Consider the following 7,490-nt stretch of genomic DNA (forward strand, 5'->3'; position numbering starts at 1 on the left):
GAACCTGACGCATCGCCGCGCATTTCGTCTCCATGCATGACGAACCGAAATGCGGCCTCGCAATCAATCGGCAGCCAGGGAGAATTTGAATGCAAGCTTCAGACGCAATCTCAGCACACCATGCTGGCCAGCTGGCCATAGTACCGTTTGTCGGCACGGTGACGGTACGATTTTCCGACGCCATAGTCGCTGCTACGGAACGGGCGAAAGTGCTTCAGGAAGAAGGACATGAGCCCGTGTTCTACATCCCTTTCGAAGACATCTATTTCGACCTTTTCGAAAAGACGAACACCACCAGCCGCTCCCCTTCGAAAGGCACCGCGAGCTACTGGCGCGTCCATGCGGTGGGCAGCTCGGCTGACGATTTCATGTGGGCATACGAGACGCCTGAAACCGCGGCGCGGCCCATTGCACGTCATGGTGCATTCGATCCGGAAAAGGCGCGCATCGATGCTGAGCCCGCGGAGGACAGACGGCACACGCCCCACGTCCCGGAGTAGATTGCCCGTTCGCAGCGGGGCGAGTTGATTCAAGGCTGGTGCTGACGGCGCGGAAACTCGTCATCAAGGATGCGTAGTGCCTCCTCATATTTGACAGTCGATGCCCCGACCTGTCGGGCTTGCCAGATATTGTCCGCCAGATCCGCGCGCTTCACCGGCAGCGCCAATGGATTCGATGCCGCTCGTCGCACGAACGCGAAGTAGTCCTCGCCATCCCTGCGCGACATGGCGTCGACGGCCGAAGCGATCGTCGGGCCAAAACCGGCCTCGTCCAACCTGGTCCGGTTCCAGCCTTCGCCCTTTTCCACGACGTCATGGAGATAGGCGACGACCTTCTGGTCCGTGGTTTCGACCGCGTCGACGACCCGGCGGCAGTGCTCGATATACGGTCGCCCGGTCTTGTCGCGCTGTGCTGCGTGGACCTCTTCGGCAATCTTGGCCGCCCGGTAAAACATGCTCATCTGGCTTGCCCTTCAGACATGGTTTCACCATCGCTCCTCGGTATCGTGGTGCGGCAGGTCTATTCCGCAGCAAACCCAGCCAAGTCGCTGCCTCGATCCATAATTGTAGCGCGGCTCCAGGCGAGCCGGATCGTCGAACGTTCCGACATGCAACGCGATCTCTCCGGGCGATGCGTCATAGGCAAGGCTGAGCGGCGATCCGCAGGCGGAGCAGAAGCCCCTCCGGGCAATCGGTGAAGATCTGCGATAGGCCGGCGTCGCATTGGTCCAGGTCACGCTTTGGGAAGGCACCCAGGCCACAACTGCGAAGGCACTGCCGGTCGTTCGCCGGCACATATCACAATGGCAATAATGCACTCTCGGTTCGCTTCCAACGCGGAAGCGGATCGTGCCGCAGAGACATCCTCCGCTTAGTTCCATTTTGGCGCCCCGGCTGACTTGCGGCTCCAACGCCTCTCGCGCGGTCTCATGCGAGCACCTCCATTCATCTCAGCGGAAACGCCAGCCATTTGCGTCGGTTCCTGTGGCTATTTCAGGAACCAGTGCTTGCGCGCGGCGTTGCGTGTCTTTGCCGACAAAGTGAGGAAACAGGGAAATGCATCGTCGGTCGGAGAAGCGCTGATGTCGATGCCGGGGCTGGCATACGGACCTCTCGGCGATCGATGCATGCATGTCTGCGTGGATATGCAGCGGCTGTTTGCCGAGCCGTCTCAATGGGCAACGCCCTGGATCACCCGGGTTCTCCCGCAGATCGAGAGGCTGGTCGAAAGACGCGCGCCACAGACGGTCTTTACACGCTTCCTGCCAGCCGAAAAGCCGGGGCAGGGCGTCGGCACATGGAAGCGCTATTATGAGCGCTGGGCTTCCCTGACGATCGAGACGATCGGGCCCGAAATGACCGAACTGTTGCCGTCTTTAGCCGGCTACTGCCCGCCAGCGGCGATCATCGACAAGCACATCTATTCGCCCTGGTTCGAAGGGCGCCTCAGAGCCCTTCTGGTGGAGCGCGGCATCGATACGCTGGTCATTACCGGTGGCGAAACAGATGTTTGCGTTCTCGCCACCGTGCTCGGGGCCATCGATTTCGGCTATCGCGTGGTTCTCGTCACGGACGCGCTGTGCAGTTCTTCTGACGCAACCCATGATGCACTGCTGACCGTTTACCACCAACGTTTCGCGCAGCAGGTCGAGACGGTTGAGATGGAAACGGTTCTCTCGAACTGGACTTGACGTCCGCTAACCCGGCCCGGGTGGAAGTGTCCATGCTTCCTTGCGCGGTTGGGCTGCCTATCTGTTAAGAGAATGACGGACACCAGAACAGGTAGCAGACGTGACGCAACGATCGGGAAGTGCTGACCTTCCACTCCATGGCGGGCGCGTGCCGAAATGGCTCGGCGACCGCATGACGCGTCTTGGCGCTGTGATGTGCGAGGCGATCATTCATCACTATGGTCGAGACGAGCTGCTGCGGCGGCTGGCGCATCCATTCTGGTTCCAGTCCTTTGGTGCTGTCATGGGCATGGATTGGCACTCGTCGGGGATCACGACCAGCGTCGTGGGCGCTTTGAAGCGTGGCCTCACGCCGCTCTCCGGCGAGCTCGGCATTCATGTCTGCGGTGGTCGCGGCGCGCATTCGCGCAAAACCCCGCATGAGCTGGAGGCCATCGGCCAACGCGTCGGCTTCGACGGGGCGGGCCTTGCCACCGTCAGCCGGCTTGTCGCCAAAGTCGACAGCGCCGCGGTCCAGGACGGTTTCGATCTTTACCTGCATGGTTTCATCGTCACCGATGACGGTCGCTGGGTCGTGGTGCAGCAAGGCATGAACGGTGACAGCAAGGTGGCGCGCCGCTACCATTGGCTCTCCGAGGGCCTCAAGAGTTTTGTCGAGCAGCCGCATGCCGCCATCGAGGGCGTCCATCAAGGTGAGATCGTCAACCTGACCGACAGGCGCGCCGACGCGTCGCGCCAAGGGCAACTGAACCTTTTGCAAGACCTCGGACCCGATCGCATCCTGGGCGAGCTTGCAGCATTGGAGCGTTGCGCGGAGCCGACGCGCCGGCAAGAACCGGAGCAGCCGCTGCTGCCGCATTTGGTCATGCCGGCCCACCATGATGTTCGCGAAAGCGATGTCGTCATGCATCGTCTTCACGGCAATATCGCAGCCGCCGCGAACCGCGGTCCCACCGATTTCGCCGAGCTCCTTCTGGTCCCCGGCGTCGGCGCGCGTACGGTGCGCGCGCTGGCCCTCGTTGCCGAGGTGGTGCATGGCGCGCCTTGCCGGTTTTCCGATCCCGGCCGCTTCTCGCTGGCGCATGGCGGCAAGGACAGGCATCCATTTCCGGTACCGCTGAAGGTCTATGACGAGACGATCGGGGTTCTGAAGTCGGCCGTGCAGAAGGCAAAGCTCGGTCGCGATGAAGAAATCGGTGCCTTGAGGCGGCTCGACGATCAGTCGCGGCAAGTCGAACGATACGTGACCGGCCCCAGCCTGAAGGAAATTGTCGCGGGAGAATTCGACCAGTCGCATCTGCTTGGCGGGCGCAGCGTGTTTGGCTGGGAAGCGCCGCCGGACACAGCATCAACTGAGCGGAACGAGAAAGCGTGAGCACGGGTGGAGGGGCTGGAGATCAATCGTCAAGATCGATGAGTGCGACACCGAGCTCCGGACGCTTGCTGCGACGTAGATGACCGGGTGCTTCCACCAGGGTGATTTCGAGCGTTGGCCGAACGATGCCGTCAAGCAGATGTCCACCCCGAGTGGTGCCGTCACTCGATCCAAGGACCGCATGGACGTGCAGGCTGGGCTTATCGTCGTCACCCAGTGCGACATCGCCGATCGCGCTCAGAACCTCGCACTGTTCGTCGACAGGGATCTTGCGGTAGGTCTTCGAGGCCGGATCGAACCAGCCCACCGTGGCTTTCTCGAAAGCCCCTATGGCGGTCAAGGACGCGCTGCCGATCTCCTGGTCGACCGCGAAGGCGGTCAGTGCCGCGAACGCTTCTTCGCCTGGGTCGAGCACCACGACGAATGTTCGTTGTCCGCCGATCTCATTGACGAGCTGCGATTTCATCCCTGTGCTCCCGCCGCATTCAGTGCCGGCCTCATATCAATGTGCGCGGTGTTCCGCATTGCGCTTGCGGGTCGCCGCAGCTTTCTTTGCCGATTCCGATCGGCTTGCGGCAGACCGTGATGCCGATGCCTTGCCGCCGCTTTTGCCGCCTTTGTGCGCCGCTGGATGGCCCGTGTGTTTGCCGCGGCCGGAACCGCCTTCCTTCTTGCCGCCGCCATCGTCCTTGTTGACGGTAGCCCATGCGCGCCGCTCTGCCTCCTTGTCGGAAACCCCGCGCTTCTCATAGCCTTCGGCAATGTGGTCGGCTTTGCGCTCCTGCTTGTCAGTGTATTTCGATTTCTCGCCTCGTGGCACGGCCTGTTCCTCCTGTTGAATAAGGGCTGAACGTCGACTCGACGCGCTGGTTCCAACAGAAGTCGCGTAGCCAATGGCGCATCGCGATGCATGGCCAAACACCGCCGCGCCGCGCAAGCTAGCGCCTTTCGGGCCGGGGAGAGTGCAGCAGCAAGGCGAGGGGGATTGGTTCAGCCGATTGCCAACCTCACGACGAGGGCCAGGATCACGACGCCGACCAAGCCGGCTATGAAGACGACCCGACGCGTGCGCGTTCGCAGGATGATATCGCCTTGTCTCGCCTGATCCGCAGAGAATACGGGTCCATTGTCACGGTCCTTGCCATGCCGACCATCGCTCATGATCGCCTCCTTCCCGCTGTTGGCACACAACCATCGCTTGACCGGGGAGGTTCCGATTGCGTCGATCCCGCCGACAGAAAAAAGGATCACAGGCTCGTGAGGAGGGAACTTTGCCCTCCGCGAGTGGTTTGGGCCGCTTGAGACCCAGCCAGCCCGGAGCCAGCCATGTCCGATGCCAAGACTTCCAGTGGCCTGAGCAGACGCATGTTCATGACGGCCTCTGTTTCGGCGGCGGCGGTGATGCCGCTTGTAAATTCCCCGACGAGAGCTGCCCAGCCCGCGTCCGCAAAACCGGCCGAACCGCGCGATTTGTCGGCGGTTTCGATGCGTATCAACAAGCAGACCTACAACCTCGCGCTCGACAATCGAACCAGCCTGCTTGACGCGCTGCGCGACCATGTCGGCCTGACCGGCACCAAGAAAGGTTGCGATCACGGTCAGTGTGGTGCCTGCACGGTGCTGATCGACGGAAAGCGGGTACTGTCCTGCCTGAGCTTTGCCGTCATGAACCAGGGCCGAGAGATCACAACGGTGGAAGGCCTGGCTTCGGCGGAAGGGGAATTGCATCCGGTCCAGCAGGCCTTCGTCGACCACGATGCCTTTCAATGCGGCTATTGCACACCGGGTCAGATCATGTCCGCCATCGGTTGCATCAACGAAGGCCATGCTGGGTCGGAAGACGATATTCGCGAATATATGAGCGGCAATCTATGTCGCTGCGCGGCCTATCCCAACATCGTTGCCGCGATCGTCCAGGCACGCGACGAGACCAGGAGGGCTTAGGATGCACCCATTCGTATATGAAAGACCAACCAGCGTCTCCGCGGCAATCGCCATGGCGTCCCGTCCCGATACCGTGCATGTTCCGCCAACCGGTGCCGACACGCAGTTCATCGCCGGCGGCACCAATCTGGCCGACTACATGAAGCTCGGTGTCGCGCGGCCGGAGCGACTGCTCGACCTCAACTCTCTTGCCGAGCCGGCCTTGCGGCAGATCAGGATAGACGATGATAAGATCCGGTTTGGTGCGCTGGTCCGTATGGGTGAAGCAGCCGACAACAATGATGTCAGGCGCCGTTGCCCGGTCCTCGCCGACAGCCTGAAATTCGCTGCCAGCGGTCAGCTTCGCAACATGGCGAGCCTGGGCGGCAATGTGCTGCAACGTACGCGCTGCGAGTATTTTCGAGAGATATCTTGGCCGTGCAACAAGCGCGAACCGGGCTCCGGCTGCGCTGCGATGGAAGGGTCCAATCGCCAGCATGCCGTGCTGGGTACGAGCGATGCCTGCATTGCCACGTATCATGGTGATTTCGCGCAGGCGCTGGTTGCGCTGGACGCCACCGTCGATGTCGAAGGTTCGCGGGGAAGGCGCACGCTCATTTTTGCCAAGCTGCATAGACGGCCGGGCGAGACGCCCGACATCGAGACGGATCTGGCCGCCGACGAGCTTATTACCGCCATCGAAGTGCCGCTCGCACGGTGGGCCAGCCGGTCGCGCTATCTGAAGATACGCGATCGCGAATCCTACGCGTTTGCGCTGGCGTCCGCGGCTGTCGCGCTCGACATGGATGGCGAGACGGTAAGGAGTGCGCGCATTGCGCTCGGCGGACTGGCGACGGTGCCGTGGCGTGCGCGCGAAGCAGAGGACACGCTACAGGGCAAAGTGCTTGACGAAGCCACGGCGCAGGAGGCCGCAGAGGCTGCTTTCGCCGATGCCAGACCGCGCGAGCATAACGCATTCAAGATACCGCTCGGCAAGCGCACGCTGGTGCGGGCGCTGCTCGAAACCCGGGATATGAAGGGCTGAGCCATGAACCAAGCTGCACCCGCTCCAAGGGAAAACCAGGGCGATCCCGTTGTTCGCATTGACGCCCGGCTAAAAGTTACCGGACAGGCCGGCTATCCCGCCGACATCGTCACCGCCAACGTCGCCCACGGTGCCCTTGCCACCAGCAGCATTGCGCGGGGCAAGGTTTCCGAACTTCACACGAAAGACGCCAGGGCCGTACCCGGTGTGCTGGACATCGTCACTTATGGCGATCTGGACAAGACCGACATGCCGAAATTCGGCAACACCGGCGCAAGTTCGATTGGGCCTTTGCACGACAAGACGGTTTTTCACGATGGTCAGATCATCGCTCTGGTGGTCGCCGAAAGCTTCGAGGCGGCGGAGGAGGCAGCGATGTTGATCCGCGCCGACTACGAGGACGAACGGCCCAGCGCCAGCTTTGATTCCAAGGGCGTGAAGATGGAACCGGCTGCCGGCAAAAGCCCGATGTTCAAGGAGGATGCGAAGGCCGGTGACTTCGACGCCGCCTGGGCGGATGCGACGGTGAAGATCGACGAAAAGTATTCGACGCCGACCCAGCATCATAATCCGATCGAGCTGTTTTCGACCACAGCCATATGGCAGGGCGACCAGTTGACGATCCACGAGCCCAGCCAGAATGTTACGGGCTGGAAGGTGGAACTGGCACGCCAATTGAAGCTCGATCCGGCCAATGTGCGGATCGTCAGTCCCTATATCGGCGGCGCCTTCGGCTCCAAGGGGCCGATGACGGCACGCACTGCGATCGTTGCCGTCGCGGCGCGGCGCATCGGCCGGCCGGTTCGCTGCGTCGTCAATCGCATGCAAGCCTTCGGTACGCAGACCTATCGAGCCGAAACGCGGCATCGGATCCGCATGGGCGCCGGCAAGGACGGCCGCATCACGGCGTTCGGACATGAGGCCTGGGAGGTGACGTCACGCCCTGACCCTTATGT

General features: G+C 61.9%; 11 protein-coding genes. 6 read left to right on the forward strand and 5 right to left on the reverse strand.

The genetic code is table 11. The features are described from left to right. Positions 1–89: 89 nt before the first annotated feature. Positions 90–500 carry a DUF427 domain-containing protein gene (locus EN964_RS18255; protein WP_127267544.1) on the forward strand — a complete coding sequence of 137 codons (411 nt, stop codon included), beginning with the start codon at positions 90–92 and terminating at the stop codon, positions 498–500. A gap of 29 nt (positions 501–529) precedes the next feature. On the opposite strand, the gene EN964_RS18260 is transcribed toward EN964_RS18255, so the two are convergent. Next, positions 530–961, reverse strand: a complete 432-nt coding sequence (locus tag EN964_RS18260) for an HD domain-containing protein (RefSeq protein ID WP_127267543.1) — start codon at positions 959–961, stop codon at positions 530–532. 24 nt (positions 962–985) lie between these two features. Beyond that, on the reverse strand, positions 986–1,381 hold the full coding sequence (locus EN964_RS39420) for a GFA family protein (protein WP_127267542.1): 396 nt from the start codon (positions 1,379–1,381) through the stop codon (positions 986–988). Positions 1,382–1,582: 201 nt separating this feature from the next. Here EN964_RS39420 and EN964_RS18270 point away from each other — a divergent pair, with 201 nt between their 5' ends. Further along, a complete protein-coding gene (locus EN964_RS18270; protein ID WP_127267549.1) occupies positions 1,583–2,191 on the forward strand; it encodes a cysteine hydrolase family protein in 609 nt (202 codons plus the stop codon). Positions 2,192–2,291: 100 nt separating this feature from the next. After that, positions 2,292–3,566, forward strand: a complete 1,275-nt coding sequence (locus EN964_RS18275; RefSeq protein ID WP_127267541.1) for a DUF763 domain-containing protein — start codon at positions 2,292–2,294, stop codon at positions 3,564–3,566. A 22-nt stretch (positions 3,567–3,588) separates the two neighbouring features. On the opposite strand, the gene EN964_RS18280 is transcribed toward EN964_RS18275, so the two are convergent. The 3 genes from EN964_RS18280 to EN964_RS18290 form a co-directional block, all read right to left on the reverse strand. After that, positions 3,589–4,032: a PPC domain-containing DNA-binding protein gene (locus EN964_RS18280; RefSeq protein WP_127267540.1), complete on the reverse strand. Its 444-nt coding sequence runs from the start codon at positions 4,030–4,032 to the stop codon at positions 3,589–3,591. A gap of 36 nt (positions 4,033–4,068) precedes the next feature. Further along, a complete protein-coding gene (locus tag EN964_RS18285; RefSeq protein ID WP_127267539.1) occupies positions 4,069–4,386 on the reverse strand; it encodes a plasmid stabilization protein in 318 nt (105 codons plus the stop codon). A gap of 170 nt (positions 4,387–4,556) precedes the next feature. Then, positions 4,557–4,727 carry a hypothetical protein gene (locus EN964_RS18290; protein ID WP_127267538.1) on the reverse strand — a complete coding sequence of 57 codons (171 nt, stop codon included), beginning with the start codon at positions 4,725–4,727 and terminating at the stop codon, positions 4,557–4,559. 165 nt (positions 4,728–4,892) lie between these two features. Between EN964_RS18290 and EN964_RS18295 the strand changes: the two genes are divergently transcribed. From EN964_RS18295 to EN964_RS18305, 3 genes are all read left to right on the forward strand, one after another. Further along, on the forward strand, positions 4,893–5,510 hold the full coding sequence (locus tag EN964_RS18295; RefSeq protein WP_127267537.1) for a (2Fe-2S)-binding protein: 618 nt from the start codon (positions 4,893–4,895) through the stop codon (positions 5,508–5,510). Between the two features lies 1 nt (position 5,511). Further along, positions 5,512–6,534: a xanthine dehydrogenase family protein subunit M gene (locus tag EN964_RS18300; protein ID WP_127267536.1), complete on the forward strand. Its 1,023-nt coding sequence runs from the start codon at positions 5,512–5,514 to the stop codon at positions 6,532–6,534. Between the two features lie 3 nt (positions 6,535–6,537). Further along, positions 6,538–7,490 (forward strand): xanthine dehydrogenase family protein molybdopterin-binding subunit (locus tag EN964_RS18305; protein WP_164775873.1); only part of this gene is annotated, 953 nt, incomplete at its 3' end.

The sequence above is a fragment of the Mesorhizobium sp. M7A.F.Ca.CA.001.10.2.1 genome (assembly GCF_003998575.1).
Taxonomy (GTDB): Bacteria; Pseudomonadota; Alphaproteobacteria; order Rhizobiales; family Rhizobiaceae; genus Mesorhizobium.